This window comes from Dyadobacter jiangsuensis (genome assembly GCF_003014695.1).
Classification (GTDB): domain Bacteria; phylum Bacteroidota; class Bacteroidia; order Cytophagales; family Spirosomataceae; genus Dyadobacter; species Dyadobacter jiangsuensis.
The window spans coordinates 1-17369 of record NZ_PYAS01000028.1 but is presented as its reverse complement, the minus strand read 5'-3'; the positions used below and the strand labels follow the sequence as shown (position 1 = coordinate 17369).

At 49.9% G+C, this 17369-nt stretch carries 18 protein-coding genes; 5 read left to right on the top strand and 13 right to left on the bottom strand.

Annotated elements, in window-relative coordinates:
* Nucleotides 1-2 precede the first annotated feature (2 nt).
* The 4 genes from CLV60_RS32730 to CLV60_RS32715 form a co-directional block, all read right to left on the bottom strand.
* Nucleotides 3-833, bottom strand: a complete 831-nt coding sequence (locus CLV60_RS32730) for a glycosyltransferase family 2 protein (RefSeq protein WP_106599616.1) — start codon at nt 831-833, stop codon at nt 3-5.
* 7 nt (nt 834-840) lie between these two features.
* Nucleotides 841-1659: a phytanoyl-CoA dioxygenase family protein gene (locus tag CLV60_RS32725; protein WP_106599615.1), complete on the bottom strand. Its 819-nt coding sequence runs from the start codon at nt 1657-1659 to the stop codon at nt 841-843.
* Between the two features lie 96 nt (nt 1660-1755).
* Nucleotides 1756-2691 (bottom strand): glycoside hydrolase family protein, encoded by a 936-nt coding sequence (locus CLV60_RS32720; RefSeq protein ID WP_106599614.1) that lies wholly within the window; start codon nt 2689-2691, stop codon nt 1756-1758.
* A 40-nt stretch (nt 2692-2731) separates the two neighbouring features.
* Nucleotides 2732-3613, bottom strand: coding sequence for a class I SAM-dependent methyltransferase (locus tag CLV60_RS32715; RefSeq protein WP_106599613.1), 882 nt, complete (start codon nt 3611-3613; stop codon nt 2732-2734).
* 185 nt (nt 3614-3798) lie between these two features.
* Here CLV60_RS32715 and CLV60_RS32710 point away from each other — a divergent pair, with 185 nt between their 5' ends.
* Nucleotides 3799-4992, top strand: a complete 1194-nt coding sequence (locus CLV60_RS32710) for a M20 metallopeptidase family protein (RefSeq protein WP_106599612.1) — start codon at nt 3799-3801, stop codon at nt 4990-4992.
* Here CLV60_RS32710 and CLV60_RS32705 read toward each other — a convergent pair.
* Together CLV60_RS32705 and CLV60_RS32700 are read right to left on the bottom strand one after the other, a co-directional pair.
* Nucleotides 4955-5716: a polyprenol monophosphomannose synthase gene (locus CLV60_RS32705; RefSeq protein ID WP_106599611.1), complete on the bottom strand. Its 762-nt coding sequence runs from the start codon at nt 5714-5716 to the stop codon at nt 4955-4957. The two genes, CLV60_RS32710 and CLV60_RS32705, sit on opposite strands and share 38 nt — an antisense overlap.
* Before the next feature lie 55 nt (nt 5717-5771).
* Complete coding sequence (locus CLV60_RS32700) at nt 5772-6131, bottom strand: DUF4296 domain-containing protein (RefSeq protein ID WP_106599610.1); 360 nt, start codon at nt 6129-6131, stop codon at nt 5772-5774.
* An 84-nt stretch (nt 6132-6215) separates the two neighbouring features.
* Between CLV60_RS32700 and CLV60_RS32695 the strand changes: the two genes are divergently transcribed.
* From CLV60_RS32695 to rnhB, 4 genes are read left to right on the top strand one after another with little or no spacing between them, the layout of a single operon-like run.
* Complete coding sequence (locus CLV60_RS32695; protein WP_106599609.1) at nt 6216-7109, top strand: DUF58 domain-containing protein; 894 nt, start codon at nt 6216-6218, stop codon at nt 7107-7109.
* Nucleotides 7102-8028, top strand: a complete 927-nt coding sequence (locus CLV60_RS32690) for a hypothetical protein (RefSeq protein WP_106599608.1) — start codon at nt 7102-7104, stop codon at nt 8026-8028. The genes CLV60_RS32695 and CLV60_RS32690 overlap by 8 nt, the downstream gene beginning before the upstream one ends.
* Before the next feature lie 12 nt (nt 8029-8040).
* Nucleotides 8041-9060: a vWA domain-containing protein gene (locus tag CLV60_RS32685; RefSeq protein ID WP_106599607.1), complete on the top strand. Its 1020-nt coding sequence runs from the start codon at nt 8041-8043 to the stop codon at nt 9058-9060.
* The gene (rnhB, locus tag CLV60_RS32680) at nt 9060-9686 is read left to right on the top strand and encodes a ribonuclease HII (protein WP_106599606.1); all 627 of its coding nucleotides are present in this window, start codon (nt 9060-9062) and stop codon (nt 9684-9686) included. Before CLV60_RS32685 ends, rnhB begins: the two co-directional genes overlap by 1 nt.
* On the opposite strand, the gene CLV60_RS32675 is transcribed toward rnhB, so the two are convergent.
* The 7 genes from CLV60_RS32675 to CLV60_RS32645 all read right to left on the bottom strand — a co-directional run bounded on the left by CLV60_RS32675 (nt 9647) and on the right by CLV60_RS32645 (nt 17310).
* Entirely contained in the window at nt 9647-10180 is a 534-nt protein-coding gene (locus CLV60_RS32675; RefSeq protein ID WP_106599605.1) for a DUF2480 family protein, read from the bottom strand. The two genes, rnhB and CLV60_RS32675, sit on opposite strands and share 40 nt — an antisense overlap.
* Nucleotides 10181-10255: 75 nt before the next feature.
* The gene (gene tsaB, locus CLV60_RS32670) at nt 10256-10951 is read right to left on the bottom strand and encodes a tRNA (adenosine(37)-N6)-threonylcarbamoyltransferase complex dimerization subunit type 1 TsaB (protein WP_106599639.1); all 696 of its coding nucleotides are present in this window, start codon (nt 10949-10951) and stop codon (nt 10256-10258) included.
* 41 nt (nt 10952-10992) lie between these two features.
* Nucleotides 10993-12645: a S41 family peptidase gene (locus tag CLV60_RS32665; RefSeq protein ID WP_106599604.1), complete on the bottom strand. Its 1653-nt coding sequence runs from the start codon at nt 12643-12645 to the stop codon at nt 10993-10995.
* 6 nt (nt 12646-12651) lie between these two features.
* Nucleotides 12652-13068: a ribonuclease P protein component gene (locus CLV60_RS32660; RefSeq protein ID WP_170118928.1), complete on the bottom strand. Its 417-nt coding sequence runs from the start codon at nt 13066-13068 to the stop codon at nt 12652-12654.
* Nucleotides 13069-13165: 97 nt separating this feature from the next.
* Entirely contained in the window at nt 13166-13324 is a 159-nt protein-coding gene (gene rpmH / locus CLV60_RS32655; RefSeq protein ID WP_015813300.1) for a 50S ribosomal protein L34, read from the bottom strand.
* A 352-nt stretch (nt 13325-13676) separates the two neighbouring features.
* A complete protein-coding gene (locus CLV60_RS32650; RefSeq protein WP_229211238.1) occupies nt 13677-13901 on the bottom strand; it encodes a hypothetical protein in 225 nt (74 codons plus the stop codon).
* A 232-nt stretch (nt 13902-14133) separates the two neighbouring features.
* Nucleotides 14134-17310, bottom strand: a complete 3177-nt coding sequence (locus CLV60_RS32645) for a sensor histidine kinase (RefSeq protein ID WP_106599601.1) — start codon at nt 17308-17310, stop codon at nt 14134-14136.
* Nucleotides 17311-17369 lie beyond the last annotated feature (59 nt).

The following is a 17369-nucleotide window of genomic DNA, read 5'->3' as shown; positions in this document are numbered from 1 at the left end:
TATTAATTCGAACTGCCAATTTTTTCAAGGCTGGTAAGGAGCTCGTCATAGCGTTGCAGGGTCTTGTTGACAGTCGCATCGTAGCGCCCATCAAGCCATTTACCTACATTTTGGAACATCTCCCTTCTGTTGTGTAAAAATTTAAAATTCGTGTGTGCGTGTACATTACTCAGGCCCGCGCTATGCTTGCGGTACACACCCATGACCTCATTTAGATAACCGATTTTTCCTTTTGCAGCCAACTGAAACATAATGGCCCAGTCACCTGCCGCGGCCGTGGCATGCCATTCGGCGAAATCTTCGGTCAGGAAATGGTTGCGGTAAACCCAGCTGGCGGTAGCCATAAACCATTTGTCTTCCAGCAGATCTTCCATCGTAGAAACCGCCTTCTGGTCGGCCGCATTGAAGAAATGCGATGGCGAGCCGTCTTCGTAAATGACTTCCATGTTGTGGTGGCAAACGGCGAAATCACGGTTTTGATCCAGGAAATCGACCTGCTTTTGCAGTTTTAACGGGTCGGTCCAGTAATCGTCGCCCTCGCACATGGCTACGTACTCGCCTTTGCAGGCTTTCAGCAATTGCAGCACATTATTTCTCCCGGCAAACTCGCGCGGCTCCTTGGGCCCCTGGTTTTCGGAATGCAGAAAGGCCCGGATAATGCCGGGCCTTTCTTGCGAATATTTGCGAATAATGTCCGGCGTAGCGTCGGTCGAAGCATCATCCCCGATGACAATTTCAAAGTCAAAGCTGGTTTGCTGCATGAATGCGCCTTCCAGCATCTGACCTATGTATTGCTCGTGGTTGTATGTCGGTACGCAAACGGAAAGTTTCATTCGAATTTTAGCTAAAAACCTCTTTCAGCTGCTCTACCGTTGGGAAGTTCGGCGTTACGAGCTCTGTTTCGGGTTTGTAAATGTACGCCATCGGGTAGCCGCGCTCGATGAAGGTTGGTTCGTCGAGGTTGTTGTAGCGGAGCTGCACCGACCAGCGGATGTTATTGGTAATGTTGTTGCCCGACTGGTGGATCAGGAATGCCGAGAAGATCAGGATATCACCGACTTTGAATTCCGTCTGAACAAAATCTTCATCTTTCAATTCAACAGTAATGCCTCCCTGATAACCGGAAGTCGACGAAGCCTGCAAGCCGACCTTGTGGCTGCCCGGGATCACCTGCAATGCGCCGATATCCGCGCCTGCATCCACCATCGGGAACCAGATCACCGCGCTGTCGAGCGAGCCCTGGCCGGTACGCCAGTCCTGGTGTGCATCCAGTTTCCAGTGTTTGCTGCCGTCTTTCGACAAAAAGCGGCTGTTGAACTGCATAGCGGCACGCGCACCGATAATCGGAGCCGAAAGGCCGACGTCTTTCAACAGATTTTCGATTACCGGATCGACGCCCAGGCGGTGCAGCGAGAATGAATGCTGAACCGTTTTACCCGTGCTGACAAAGCCTTCAAAATCCTTTTCGAAAAACTCGAACATCGCATTTTCGAAGGTATCACGGTCGTCGATATCGACGGTTTTGCCGGTTACACGCTTGATCTGCGTCGCGAAAATCTTGCGGGCTTCGCTGTATATTTCATTAATGACGCCCTTGTCGAGGTAATTTCTCAAAAGGACATAACCATCGCGGTTGAACTGCTCCTGAAGTGTACTCATTGTGCGATCACATTTGTGACATTTAATGGTGATTTCTTCAAAATTATCTCGCCATTGTTGCTGAGGTTATGACTAGCCTCAGTTTGATTCAGAATATTAATCTTCCCAAACCGCGTAGCCAAAGCCCGCCGCACCGAAGCCATTACCATTATAAAGCAGGTAACGCTTGCCGTTGTGCTGGTAGAAATTGGCATAATCGATCATTTCGTAGTCGAAATCCTCCGGGTTGTCGGATTTCGCGATGCCTACCAAATGGTCTTTGCGTTCCCAGGTGGTACCGTCGGCCGATTCGGCGTAACCCAGGCGGTAGCTCTGGTTGCGGTCGGTGCGGTAATCGCGGGAGTGGCGGTAGGAGTAGTACATTTTGTAAATACCGTCTTCCTTAAATACGCTCGGGCGGCCTACTGCATGCAGGAAATCGTCGAAATCCAATGTCGGAATGTCGCTGATTTCCCAGTGGATACCGTCTTTTGACGTTGCTGATTGAGCGCGGTAGTAAGGCTCCGGATAGTCATGGATCATCTCGCATTTGTGGCCCGAAATGTACCACATACGCCAGGTACCGTCGTCGTCGATCAGTACGGAAGGCTGCGCAGCCCAAAGCGGGTTTTGAATGCTGCGATCCATGATAGGGCCGCGGAACATCTTTTTGAACGTGAGACCACCATCCTGACTTACCGAAAGACCCATCGAAAGTCGGTAGGAATTCCAGGTGCGGTTCCAGCCGGTGTAGTAGAGCCAGATGTCGCCGTTTGGGCGGTCGACAAACCAGGCAGGCATAGCGCCGGTTTCGTCGTATTCACCCGGGCCGCCGAGTTCGAGCACGGGCTTGTCGTGTATGTAGAGGATCTTTTTGGGATCGTCGTAATCCACGTCGATGAACGTCGGCCGCGATTGCGTGCTGTTGTCCCTCGTCGAAAAGTAGATCCTTAGAAAATCCTTGTGTTTATAGGCAAATGGCACCTGCGCATGGCTCTGACTGTGCGCCAGACTGCCGTCAGGTTTATAAATAACTCCTTTTTTAACCCACATTGGAACGTTGAATTTTTGGTATTGAGTAATGGCGTAATGCTTAGTCGACTGCTTTTTCAGCACGCAGGCGCCAGTTATCAACGAAATCTTTGCCCGGGATCGGCAGATCGATATCCACTTCCGGAGCCTTCGCGGTTACGCGGTATTCCATCACATAAAACGCATTACCGAACACATAATGCAGCTTGAAGTTCTCGATATTGGCCGGAACATCTTCCAACGGCACTTCGGCGCGGAACAGCGGGTTAGCTTTCAGCAAAGTAGCGTAAGTAGGGGTATTCCGAAGCCACGGGGCTACGCTTTCATCACCTACTACCACTTTTCCACCCGGTTTCACGACGCGGGTCAGCTCATCGAATGCGCGTTTGCGCTCAGAGAAAGTGTTAATGCCGCCGAAATGGAACACAGCGTCGAAAGTATCGTCCGGGAAAGGCAGGTAAGAGCCGTTTCCGAGGAAATAATGCACGTTCAGGTCGTCGGTAACGAGCTTTTCCTGCGCCAGTTTCAGCATGTTAGGCGAAAGATCGGAGAGAACAGCGGTTCCGCCGGGTCTTACCTTGTCCAGAATCAATGCAGAATCCTTACCGGTTCCGGCACCTACTTCGAGAGCCTTCATACCGGGTTTCAGCTCCATCAGATCAATGAAAAAGCGGCGGGTAGCAGCCTCGTCGGAATGGTTCAGGGTTTCGAAAACCCAGGAAACGCCGCGGTCATAGCGAAGGAAAGCCTGGTCGTACAAATATTGTTCGCGGGCATCTTCGGGTAGCAATTCTTTGGGATACAGCATGTTGACGATGCCTGTATCGCCTACTTCATAAACTGTGCCGTCTTCGCTTTTGAGAGATTTGCCGTCTTCGGCTATGGTTAAAGGGGTTCCTGTGCGTGGACAAACCAATGATTCTAAAAACTCCTGTTGATTCATTTTTGCGTGTCTGATTGATTCATATCTGGTCAAAATTACCCTTTTTCTTTGGAACACCAGCCAAAGGCCGCCGCGTTCTTAGCAAATGGGCGATGTGTTTTTGGTTGTATGGTAACGATACCACGCCATTTTTTTATTATTACCTTTGAATGTTTTGTAAAGACAACCCGTAGTACTTCAATATCATGTCCCAGCTTCAGGAAAAAATCAAAGCGCTTGCCAAGGATCAGTCGCAAGACATCATTGCCCACCGCCATCATTTGCACAGCAACCCCGAGTTATCATTTGAAGAGTTCAAAACGGCGAAATACGTTGCATCGGAACTCACAGCAATTGGTCTTCAACCCGAAGAAGGCGTTGCCGGAACGGGCGTGGTCGCGATCATCGAAGGACGCAACCCGGGCAAAAAAATCGTCGGCCTGCGCGCCGATATGGATGCATTGCCGATCCTCGAAGCGAATGATGTTCCTTATAAATCGAAGGTTCCGGGCGTGATGCACGCTTGCGGGCACGACGTACACACGTCGTCGCTCCTGGGCACGGCGCGTATCCTGCACACGTTGCGCGAGGAATTCGAAGGGACAATCAAACTGGTGTTTCAACCGGCGGAGGAAAAAGCACCGGGCGGAGCTTCGTTGATGATCAAGGAAGGGGTATTGGAAAACCCGCGCCCTGCGAGTATGGTAGGCCAGCACGTGGCACCGAATATTCCGGTGGGCAAAATCGGCTTCCGCGAGGGCATGTATATGGCGAGCACAGATGAGCTGTATTTAACAGTGAAAGGTAAAGGGGGCCACGCGGCAGCACCACATCAGCTGGTAGACCCAGTGCTGATGGCATCGCATATTATCGTGGCATTGCAGCAGATCATCAGCCGCAACCGCAACCCGGCGAACCCTTCGGTACTGTCATTCGGTCGTTTTATTGCCGATGGCGTTACCAATGTGATTCCAAACGAGGTAACCATTCAGGGAACCTGGCGTTGCATGGACGAGGAATGGCGTGAGGACGGCCTGCGCCGCATGAAGAAAATGGCTGAAAGCATTGCTGAAGGCATGGGCGGAAGCTGCGAATTCGAGATCGTGAAAGGTTATCCATTCCTGAAAAACCATCCGGAACTTACACGCCGTACCAGAACAGCCGCCGTAGGCTACATGGGTGCCGAAAACGTCATCGACCTCGACCTCTGGATGGCCGGCGAAGATTTCGCATTCTACTCACAGGTAGTCGACTCTTGCTTCTACCGCCTGGGAACGCGCAATGAGGCACGCGGCATTATCTCCGGCGTGCACACACCTACATTCGATATCGACGAAAGCGCACTCGAAATTTCGACCGGCCTTATGAGTTGGCTGGCAATTTCTGAGCTGAATGCTTAGGAATATACCTTTTGAAATAACTGTTGAGTTTCAACGTGATCACACCAAAGATGGCTTCCTTGAAAATGCCTTTCGACATTTTTGAGGCGCCTTTGGTGCGGTCGGTGAAGATGATAGGCACCTCGGTAATGCTGAAACCGTATTTCCAGGAGTTGAACTTCATCTCGATCTGGAATGCGTAACCGATGAAACGGATATTGTCGAGGTTAATCGTGTTCAGCACTTTGGCGGTGTAGCAAATGAAGCCGGCCGTAGGGTCCATGATCGGCATTCCGGTGATCATCCGCACATAGTACCCCGCGAAATAGGACATCAGTACACGGTTGATCGGCCAGTTCACCACATTTACCCCAGTAATATACCGTGAGCCGATCGCTACATCGTGGCCTTCGTTCGCACACGCATTGTACAAGCGCACCAGGTCCTCGGGCGGATGCGAGAAGTCGGCATCCATTTCAAAAATATAATTATATCCTTTTTCGAGCGCCCATTTGAAGCCGTGGATGTAAGCCGTACCCAGGCCCAGTTTTCCCTTTCTTTCTACAAGGTGAAGGCCCGAAAATTCCTTCATTAACTCCTTGACAACCCCTGCGGTGCCATCCGGCGACCCGTCGTCTATGATCAACAGATCAAACGGATGATTGAGGCTAAAAACCTTCCGGATGATGGCTTCAACATTTTCAAGTTCGTTGTAGGTAGGGATAACTACAATGCAATCGTTCACAGAAATTGTCCAGTTTAGAAGTTAAATGCGTAGTATAGAGCGCGATACGAAATTTTCAGAGCTTAATATTGTTATTTTTCTCCCGATCCTCAATTTTCTTATTCACTTTTTCGTAAATGGTCGTCATGCGTTCGGGATGGCTCATGTAGTAAGAGTAGCTTTCACGGTACGCTGTCGTATCAACCTGGTGTTTTTTCCAGATATCACTTTTCAAACGGTTGAAAATCATGAGCGACGAATCGAGCGATTTCAGCTGCAAGCGGTTCACGCGCGACTCAGCCAGGTGGATGTCGGTCAGAATCGTGGCCATTTTCTCCTCGGATAATGTCCCTTTAGGTGGCGTCTCGTCTTCGGAACAGGCCGAAAACAGAAGCATAAAAAGGGCCAGGAGGCTTATACCGGTCGTGAATTTCATCGCAGGGCGTAGCTTACTATCAAAATACCTATCTTTGTTTTAGGTACACCAGACGACAAAGGTGGTGATTTTTTTGCAAAACTTATGTTTGAGCAGTTCCTGGGAAAGTTAAGGAAGTATGAAATCCGGATGCGAAAAGCGGTGACGAGTGAACGTCACGGCAATTTCCATTCGGTGTTCAAAGGGTCCGGCCTGGAATTCGATGACCTGCGCCTGTACCAGTACGGTGACGACGTGCGCGCCATCGACTGGAACACTTCTGCGAAAGGCCACGGTACGTTTGTCAAGATTTTCAAAGAGGATAAGGAGCAGACGGCCTTCTTCATGCTCGACGTGAGCGCGTCGCAGCAGGTAGGGGAGATCAAGAAGCTCAAAATCGATATTGCGAAGGAAATATGCGGAGTGCTCACGCTTTCTGCCATTCAGGAAGCTAGTCGTGTGGGTTTGCTCTGTTTTTCGGATAAAAACGAGCGCTACATTCGCCCGTCGGACGGTATGAAGCACGGCTACGGCCTCATTTCGGAGCTTTACAAGCTCGTTCCCGAATCCACCAAAACCAATATTGCCGAGGCTATTCTGGTAGCGTTGAACGTGCTCCGCCGCCGCAGCCTGATATTCCTGATCTCCGATTTTATCGACAACAACTACCAGCATAACCTCAAAGCCCTCGCCCGCAAGCACGATCTGATCGTGATCCATTTGTACGATTCGAGGGAGGTGAATCTGCCCGGATTAGGCATTATCCCGCTTTACGATGCCGAGAAGAAAACTACCGTGTGGGTCAATACTTCGTCGCGCCAGTACCGAGAGGAAATGGCCAATCGCTTCGGAAAAAGAAGTGCCGAGCTCCAACGGCTGTGCCACCAGAACCGCGCCGACTATATTTCCATCAATACCCAGGAGGATTATGTGCCGGCATTGATCCATTTGTTTAAGGTGAGGCGTTACACCAAAAGTTCGGCACCATCCAATGGCTAGGGTTTTTCAGGTAATCTTTTCGGTAGCAATAGGGTTTTTGCTGTGTTTTTCGGGCATCGCAAGAGACGCGCGCAAACAGCGGATCGCTCCCAAAGGCATTTTCCAGACGGACAGCGTGGAAGTAGGCAAGCCCGTTTATTTCTCTCTCAGCGTGCGCCACAGCCCCGAATCCGAGATTTTCTTCCCGGATAGCACCTACGATTTCTCACCTTTTGAACTGGTATCTCAAAGAACCTTCGTGTCGAGTACCGATAGCCGGGGCACGCTCGATAGCGCGGTTTACCACCTCATTTCTTTCGACGTATCCAAGGTGCAGAAGCTGCGGTTGCCTGTTTTTGTATTCCAAAAAAAGGATTGCACGGCCGTTTTCACTACGCCCGACTCCGTTTTACTTATTAAGAGCAATAATATAGATCTGAGTAAAAAGCCCGTCTTGAAGGAAGAAACGACGCTGGCCGCGCTGAGCCGTGAGTTCAATTTTTCCATGCTGATCGGGTCTGTCGCTTTGATTATCGGCGTGGTGGGAAGCATTTACTGGGTTTTCGGGCGTGATATTTACAAGCAATGGCAGCTGCTCAAATTGCAGCGCCGGCATTTGGAATACGTGCGGTCCTTCAACCGTCTCATGCGCAGCGCACGGGAGAAAGGGAATATCAAGGATGCCGAAAAGGCGATTATTATTTGGAAAAACTATCTCGAAAGATTGGAGAAAAAGCCGTTTGCGACTTACACCACAAGAGAAATTATTGATAATATGCCCGACGACGAACTGGCTGATGCATTGAAAAACATGGACAGTATCGTGTACGGACAAGGCCGTTCGGGGAATATGGAGACATACCTGGAAGTGCTCAAAACGGGCGCCACGCGTTTGTACCGGGCCAAAAGAAAGTTTGTATTGGACAGCCCCGTCGCATAACCCGGACATTGAATGGAAAACTGGTTTTCACTGGAATGGTTTGGGTACAGCACGCTGAGGTCGTATGAGTGGGTATATCCCTATTTCCTCTATTTGCTGCCGCTGGTACCTTTCCTGTTTTGGCTGAGGAACGCATTGCACCGCAAGCATAAGCAGCGATTGACGATTACGTACACGTCGGTCACAGGTTTTCGCAGCTGGCTCACATTGCTGCGGTTTGTACAGCCTATCTGCGTGGGCCTGGCGATTTGCCTTATTCTGGTCGCTTTGGCAAGGCCGCAAGTGGTTTCGGAGCGGAAAGACCAGTATTCCGAAGGCATCGACATTGTGCTGCTGCTGGATATTTCGGATTCGATGATTGAAAAGGACCTGAGCCCTAACCGCCTCGAAGCGGCCAAGCGAATGGCACGGCAGTTTATCAAAGGCAGGTTGCAGGACCGTATTGGGCTGATCGTGTTCGCAGGGGAAGCCGTATCGCTCTGCCCGCTCACGACTGACTACGAACTATTATATGGTTTTCTCGACGAGGTTAACCCAAGCCTCATTCCCACGCCCGGAACGGCGATTGGCAGTGCATTGGCGGTGGCCGTGAACCGCATGCGCGATACGCCCGGCGAGAGCAAAGTGGCGATTCTGATTAGCGATGGAGATAATACATCCGGTAACCTCGGCCCGACGACCTCCGCGCAGCTCGCGAATGCATTCGGGGTGAAGGTTTACACGATTTCAGTGGGAAGGCCGAAAAAAATATCGAAAGCAGATACCACAGCCAATGCAGGAGCATTAATGGATGAAGGCGAACTGCAAAATATTGCGGGAATCGGTAACGGGAAGTATTTTCGTGCTACCGATAACACGACGCTGGAAACGGTTTTCAAACAGATCGACCAGCTCGAAAAAGTAAAATCGCGTGATGTACTGTCGCGTGATGTGAAGGATTACTACCGCGTTTATCTCTACTGGGCGGTTACCTTGCTGCTTGTGGCGATCGGGACGAAGAGTACATTTATGGCCAATATTCTGGAAGATTAATGCTGAAAGCTTATTACAATATCGACGCCATCGAGGCAGGGCTGGATGAAGTGGGGAGAGGCTGCCTGGCCGGGCCGGTAGTAGCCGCGGCGGTGATTCTGCCGCGCGATTACAAGCATTCATTCCTCAATGACTCCAAGCAGCTTACCAAAACGCAGCGCCTGGAACTGGAAAAGGAAATCATCCGCGAATCTGTTTCCTGGGCGGTGGCTGAGGTAGATAATATTGAAATTGATAAAATCAATATCCTGAAAGCGAGTTTTCTGGCCATGCACCGGGCGGTGGACAAGCTGAGGGTGCGCCCCGAGCATTTGCTCGTCGACGGAAACCGCTTCACGCCTTACCCGATGATCCCGCATACCTGCATTATCAAAGGCGATGCGCATTACCTGTCGATTGCAGCAGCTTCGGTTTTGGCTAAAAATTACCGGGATGAGCTGATGTCTAACCTGTCCCGGCAATTCCCGCATTATGGCTGGGAACAAAATGTTGGCTATCCTACGATCCACCACCGTAAAGCAATAGTGCTCCACGGCCCGTGTTCGTATCATCGGATGTCCTTCAAATTAATTAAGGAAGAGCAGGATCAGTCGGTAGAGGAAACCGAAGATTTAGGCTTTTTGTAAAGCGGCACCGTACTGCAAGGCTCGCCGAACATCAGGCTTTGCACAACGGGTTTCAGCAATTTGCTCACTGCCACGTAAGCAGATACCGGTACATCTACCTTACTGCAACCTTTTACGACCACCCGTTTACCAGCAAATTCTTCTGCATTGAGCTTGCCGATCGCGTCGGCGAAGAGTTTGTCCTCCAATGCATTCAAATCACCGAAAACAAATGCATTCGCATACGGTTCTAGCTGCACGGCGAGCAGCATGTAGGCCCAGGTGGGTACAATGGCGTCCTCTGAGCAGATAATCGCCACATTTTTGCCCTGGTACTGTGCCCAGTCGTGGCTTTTGAGAAAGTCGCGGAAATCCTTTTCACGCAGGATCATTCCCTGCCAGAGGTTGTCTTTGATATCGTAAACAATGCGTTCGCCGGGGTGGTAAAGCTCTTCCAGATCCAGTGAGATAATGCCGCTGGTAGCAACCCGGTTTACTATTTCGTCAGTTTCCATTGTAAAAATGCTGTTACAAATAGGCTAACACCAAAATGCGGCCGATTGTTTGACTAACCTGTTAAAATCCGCCCGTTATTGCACGAGGGTGCTGGCCTTCCGCGGCGCCGGCGACATGAAATCTTTCAGGTAATAGGGCTCAAAAGAAGCCACATCCTCGAATTGACCTTTTTCGAATGCGATAGCACCTAGCTGGCCGACCGTACGTGCGGAGGGCTTAATATCAATCGCGGGAAAAACAGCGTTCGAATGCTTTTCCAATATCGGCTTGCATTTAGCCGCGCCATCGCCGAAGAATACCACTTTATGATGGGCGAGCAGATCTTCAAACGAATGCTCATTCATAATCACGGCCTGTGTTTCCTGAACGAATGCATTGTTTTCATCCAAAACCGCGGCGTAAACCTCCATTCGGCGCGCGTCGATCATCGGGCAAAACAAATGCCCCGGAAAGAACGGCGCCAGCTGTAATGCCATTGCCTGCAGGGTATTGATGGCAACCAGCGGCTTGTCGAGCGCGTAGCACAGGCCCTTGGCCGTGGACACGCCTACGCGTAAGCCCGTATACGAGCCCGGGCCTTTGGCGACCGCAATCGCGTCGATGTCCGAAAGTTCGAATCCCGCGTGCGTGATGCTATCCCGCATGAGCGTGGTGAGCATGGCAGACGAAGATTTGTCCGTGAAAAGATCATAAGCTGCCAGCAGGCCGGTCTCATTGTGAACGGCTACGGAACATCCGCGGATCGAGGTGTCGATACTGAGTAAGAGCATATAAAACAAAAAGCCCGCCGCGAGCGACGGGCCGGATGATATTATTTCTTTTTCAAAATCTGGCTGTAACGGGCCGGGTCTTTGAAGAGCGCCAGCGCCGCTTTTACTTCGGGATCTTCGTTGAAAGAAGCTTCCCGCATGCCTTTTTCCAGATAGTAATGCTTGATGATCTCTTCTTCCAGGATCTTTTTGATCTCCGGCTTGAAGATTTGGAGGTCATTGTCCTTGCTATGCGACAGCTTGGATTTCAATGCTTTCAGTTGATCTTCAATTACTTCCAGTGATTTTTCCTTTTTGGCAGAAGCTTCCAGATCTTTCAGGTCACGTTCCACCTGGGTAGTATAGTCGTATTCCTTATCGCCCAGCCATTTGGTGAATGCGGCATAGTCAGCGTCGGTCAGGTGAAACTCTCTGGCAGGCTTGATAGTCGGGTGCTCGAAATGGAATTTCACCGCGTAGTCGAAGAACAACCGGTTGCGACCCAGCGAAACGGCTAATGGCGAATAGTTTTCTTTTTCAGTAATAATATCAGGTAAAATACCGCCGCCGTCGAAAACAATACGGCCGTTTTTCGTCTTGAACTCGGTCATCAGCGAATCGGGGATCTTGCCTACGCTGCCGTCGTCGTTGCGATGGCTGTAATCGATCGCCTGGATACACCGGCCGCTTGGAATGTAGTATTTGGCAGTGGTGATCTTCATTTTGGTATTGAATGAAAGGTCACGTGTGGTTTGCACGAGGCCCTTTCCATAAGTCCGCTGGCCGATCAGCACGCCGCGGTCATAGTCTTGAATGACTCCTGAAACAATTTCAGCGGCGGAAGCGCTGCGGTTATTGGTCAGCACCACAACGGGTATTTCGGTATCGAGTGCCGGGTTGTAAGCGGTGTAGGTTTTGTTCCATTCGCTCACTTTTCCTTTGGTCGAAACTACTTCTTCGCCCTTCGGAATGAATATGTTCGAGATTTCGATCGCCATATTCAGCAATCCGCCCGGATTATCGCGCAGGTCGAGCACGACGGATTTCATGCCTTTGCCTTTCAGTTCCTGGAATGCATTGCGGACTTCCCTGGACGCGGTGGCTGTGAAATCTTTCAAATCAATATAGCCCACCTCCTCGTTCAGCATGCCGTAGTAAGGCACGTTGGTCACCTTCACAATGTCGCGGTTCAATGTAATTTCGAGTGGCTTGGTAATGCCGTAGCGTTTTACAGTGAGTTTAACAGCGGTTTGAGTCTGGCCTTTAAGCAATTTGCCGGTGTCGAAATCCTCGCGGGTGGAAAGGTCGATATCGTTGATTTTCGTGATCTCGTCACCGAGCTGCAAGCCTGCTTTCTGCGCCGGCGTGTCTTCATACACCATCATTACCGTATGCTTGCCGTCGGCAGAGTTCACCATAGCCCCGATACCGTTGTACTTGCCCGTGGTCATGGTCATGTAATCCTCAATGTCGTCCTCGGCATAATATACGGTGTACGGGTCGAGCGACCGGAGCATATTATCGATGCTGGTCTTGATCAGCTGATTGGGATTGATCTCATCGACATAATACGCGTTCAATTCCTTGAAAAGCGTGGCATAGATGTCCAGATTTCGCGCGATTTCGAAAAGGCGGTCGTCCTGACGGAACGAAACGAATGCCAGTCCGCCTACGACAGGAGCGGCCAGCAAAATGGAACGAAGATACTTTTTCATCTATGTTCAGGAATTGGATTGTTCTTTGAGAAAGGCGGGCGGCAGCTTTTCAAGCTTTTTGAGCGACTGCTTCATGGCCGTTTCAATAACGTCGTACGAGGTTATTTCTTTTGCAAGATACAAAAAAGCAATGTAGGAAGGGCGTGTTTCGGCGGGTAATGCCAGGAGCGCGGACTTGTGCAGCCGGTAAGTTTCACGGCAGCGGCGGCGGATCAGATTGCGGTCAACCGCTTTCTTGAAATTCCTTTTGGAAATAGAGAAAAGTACTTGCGGAAGCGGAGAGGGTGCTTCGGGGGTGCAAATGTACAGCACCCTGAATGGATAAAGGTAGAACGTTTGAACCTCCGGATTGCCCTTTTTGAAGAGCCTGCCGATGATACGGAGGTTACACAACCGCTCGTTCTTACCAAATGTCTGTTTCAAGTTCTTGTAGAAAAAAATGTCTGATAAGTTTGTGATTTTCAAACTTATCAGACTATGGAAGACTAAGGCGTCCTCTACTCAAACCTTCAAGCACTAATTATTGCTTGTGACGTTTTTCGTCAGAAACAGTCAGTTTCCAACGGCCTTTTTTACGACGGCCAGCAACTACTTTGCGTCCGTTTGCCGTTGACATTCTCTCACGGAATCCGTGCTTGTTTCTCCTCTTGCGATTCGATGGTTGAAAGGTACGTTTCATCTCAGTATCAAATTATTGCGATATAAATCTCTGTCTACCCGTAATTTTGGCTTGCAAAGGTAGATAAAAAAATTAATCAAGTCAAAATTTCTGTATTTTTTTCAGAAATAGTCGGTTAGCAAGACTATTTTCAGCTGAACTTCTTTCCCAAAAAGGTCTGGAAAACCGGTATTTGCAACGGCGGAACCCCGGCGTCTGTTATTCATCGTTCATGCAAAGACACGACTATGCGTATTTTTCAATGTGCTCGGCATGTCGCCGGTGGCAGGAACGCGAAAAAGGAAAATGTTAGGAATGAGAAGGGTGAGGCAACAAATGCCTGAATGTGGAATTGTCTGCAAAGTTTGCTGGCTCAGGCCGACATCAGGTTATAGGCGGAATAATTTTTGGTAAACGATTCGCGCACGTCTTCAATCTGATGTGTCAGAAGCCAGGTTCTGAAACGAATGGCATCTTCCGCCTCGTGGTGAACGATACTTCCTCCCGACAGCAGAAGGGTAAAGGTTTTGTGTGTTTGCAGAAAGCGACGAATTTGCGCTGCACTGTGTTCGAAGCCGGAGAAATAAGGGTTGGTCATAATCATATTCGCATGGCATCATGAGTAAATCAACGGCAAGATACAAAAGTGTAGGTATTGTTGTATGAAAATGTAGAATAAATTTAGATTTTGTCCTTAATTCCTTCAAAAATAGTGGAAATACTGTAAAATAATATGTCACCGATGATAAATAATTTTTCATCTGAAATATTTGCTGCTGGTGTTGAAGGAGTTGATAATGATAGCGATACAGCCTAATCCGGTACATCGGTTATTGTAACTGCTCGCCCTGGTGAAGCGTGTCGAACACCAGGTGAAATTCGCAGCCGTTGTAGTTGTCTACAAAAACGGAAAGGTTGATCAGCCGCGCCACTTCCTTGACGATCACAAGGCCGAAGCCTTTTGGGGATGCATTGCCGTATGATTCGGAATGCGCCGAATCCGGATTGTTGAACCATTCGCGGATTTCCTCATCGATACCCTTGCCCGAATCGGCTATGACCAGATGCACCGCATGGCCGGTTACATTCGAAAATATGCGAATCTGTCCATTGCGGGCATATTTGCTGGCATTGTCGATGAGGTTATGAATCACGACCGACAGAAGCTCCGGGTTGGAGCGGACGATAAGGCCAGGCGGTACGTCGTTTGAAACATGGTTGTTGTATAGCTGAAATACTTTTTCAAACAATTCGAGTTTCTGTGAGATCAACTCCGAAAGTTCTGTTTCCGACATTTCAACTTTATTGTGGTAAAGGGTCGTCCGCACATAGCTTAGCAGGTTGTCGAGGAAGTTGGTCATTTGCACAAGGCTTTGTTCCAATGCATTGCCCACCTGGTTGAGCATTTCGCGCTGGCCCATTTCGTTGAGTTTCGGAATTTGCCGTGATGCCTGGGTAACGTATTTCAGCGGCGCGCGTACATCGTGCGTAATGGATGCGATCAGGTGCGCCTGAATGTTCAGCTGGCGACTCAGCTCATTCTGCGACGCTTTCAGGGCGGAGGTGCGCTCGGTAACAGCGCGTTCGAGATCTTCATTCTGCCGCTGGATCGTTTCAGTACGCCATTTGGAAAAAGCGTAAGTCCCTAGCAAGAGCAGGCCCAGAAGCACTACCCGGAACCACCACGTTTCGTACCATTTCGGGGCAACCACGAGGATCAGCCCCTTCGTGACATAGTTGTTCCTGCCGAACCCATTGGGTTTCCTTATGGAAAGCACATACCTCCCGCTGCTGAGGCCATTGAATGCGACCTCTCCTGTCTCGGCGACCGGCAGCCAGGAACCGGTTTGATGGCTGCTCGATAGCTGATAATCGATCTGCACATTATCCGAAGTGCCGAAATAGGGCGTTGATGTCGAAAGTTTGATGAACTCGAAATCTCCGTCGAGCCTGAGTGTATCCGAATAGTCGAGCCGTTTTCCATTGTACTCTACCCGGTCGATCAGCAGTGTTTTGTTGGGCAGCTCGGGCCGGATGGCGGAAGGGTCGAAATACACCAGCCCATTGATGGAGGGAAGCGAAAATAATCCGTTGGGTAATGTCAGCGAGCAGGGAATACACCCTCCGTTGAATTCATTGGTGTGGAAGCCGTTTTTGTAATCATAATACATATAATACGGGCTTTCGGAGGTGTGCGGCGAATAGGCACGCAGGTCACTCATGCGAATCTGAAACAACCCTTTATTGGTTGGTACCCAGAAAAAACCGTTCTTATCCTCTGTAATGCAGTGGGCCGATGCCAGGTGCTCTTTCCGGTCGAGCGGGAAAATGGTGACGTGGTTGTCTTTAAGCAGGAAAAGACCTTTCTTCCAGATCGTTCCCCAAATTTCCGTTGCGCCGGACACCCTTCTTATCATGAGTGAGCGAATATGACGGCCAGCAAAATTTCTGATCTTTTCGACGCGGTAGCCCGGGAGAGAAAGGCGAAACAGGCCGTTGTGTGTTCCGATCCAAAAAATCTTTTCACTGGATCCGGGTAATTTTTCCTGCTGGATGTAGGAAATGGCAGAGGAAAGCCCCTCGATCCGGATTGCCGTCCATTTGAATGTCCTGATGTCGAACTTGCGCAGTTCCCCGTGGCGGTACCCCGACCAGAGGTTTCCATCCAGGTCGGTATAAGAAATGGAGACCTCTTTCCCGACATGCCATTTTCCCAGATTCCTTGTCCCCTCTCTGTCGAACAGGTAGCGCATTCCGTGCGAGCTGGTCCAGATATAACCGTTTTTCGTCAGGAATGGGCCCAGGTTGCTAATCTTTTGGATGGACGGAAGTGTTACAGCTGCTTTTGAGGAAATGTCGAAAGTGCCGAAAGTGGTGAACACGTAACGGTCCTTGTACAGGCTTTGTTCGTGAAAGGAAAAGCCCTCGCTTCCTTTGAAAGCGGCAAACTGCTTTTTTGTAAAAACGAATAGCCCTTTGGTGTGGCTGCCCAGAAGCATTAGTCCGGTGTTTTTGTCATAAAACGAACTGATGATATTCTGCTCGCCGGTATCAAACCCTTCGATCAGCATCCGGGTGGTGAAAAGATCTTTTGCAGATACGGATACGTCGTAAATCTTATCTCCGAGCGCGATCAGGGGTGTTTGGGCAAAGGTATTCCACAAGACCTCCATACCGGGATAAGGCAGCCCGTTGCCGCCGATTCCGGTGATGATGACGGGGTGGGCGCCGTCTCCGTCGATACGCGAAATACGGCTGTTCAAACGGTCAAACAAGTAAAGGTCGCGGCCAATGGTGAAGTAATCGGCTACCTTTTGAGACGGGTTTCGAACCCGGTATGCTTGTTTTCCATTTTGAAAATAAGCCACCGTACCCGTATCGCAGCGGAAATAGGAATTCGGGCCGACCGTCAGAAGGGCATTCTTCCAATGGTCGTTGTAAATATGCCGGTTGGATAATTCAAATGCCAGGAGCGTACCTTTCTCCGGAGCATTGTACATGTCCATGGCACCGAATTTCTTTTCGTATGGGACGGTTTCGGTTATTTTTCCGTTCGCTATCCGGTGCGCTGTTTTCGCGTCGTCAAGAAAGTAGAGTTTAAAATCTGCCGGCCCCCGAAAGCTTTGGTGGAGGTGGTTGGATGTGAGGTTTGAGTTGGAATTGGTAAAAGTGTGGAAGTGCCGGCCGTCGAAGCGTACCAGCCCGTCTTCGGTCGCGAGCCAGAAAAACCCTGCCTCGTCGCGCGCAATGGATTTAATGCTGTTTTGTGGTAAGCCGGTTTCGGCTGTATAATGTGTAAGCCAGTAATTGTCGGATTTGAAAGCGATTTCCTGTGCCTTGGCAGTGGGGAGGAGGTAGCTTAATGAAAGAGCCATGCACAGCAACAGCTGCGCAAAGAGGGTGCCGTTGAGAAATTTCAGGCGGAAATTGCGGCTCATCAATTCTTTATTGTGCAGGGATGGTGCAAAATAGGGATCAAGCAGAAAATCTGGGGGGAAATTAAGCATAAAGTTTCGAGAGCCTGAATAGGAAGAACGGAATATCCCTTACACCTCTGGAAGATGAC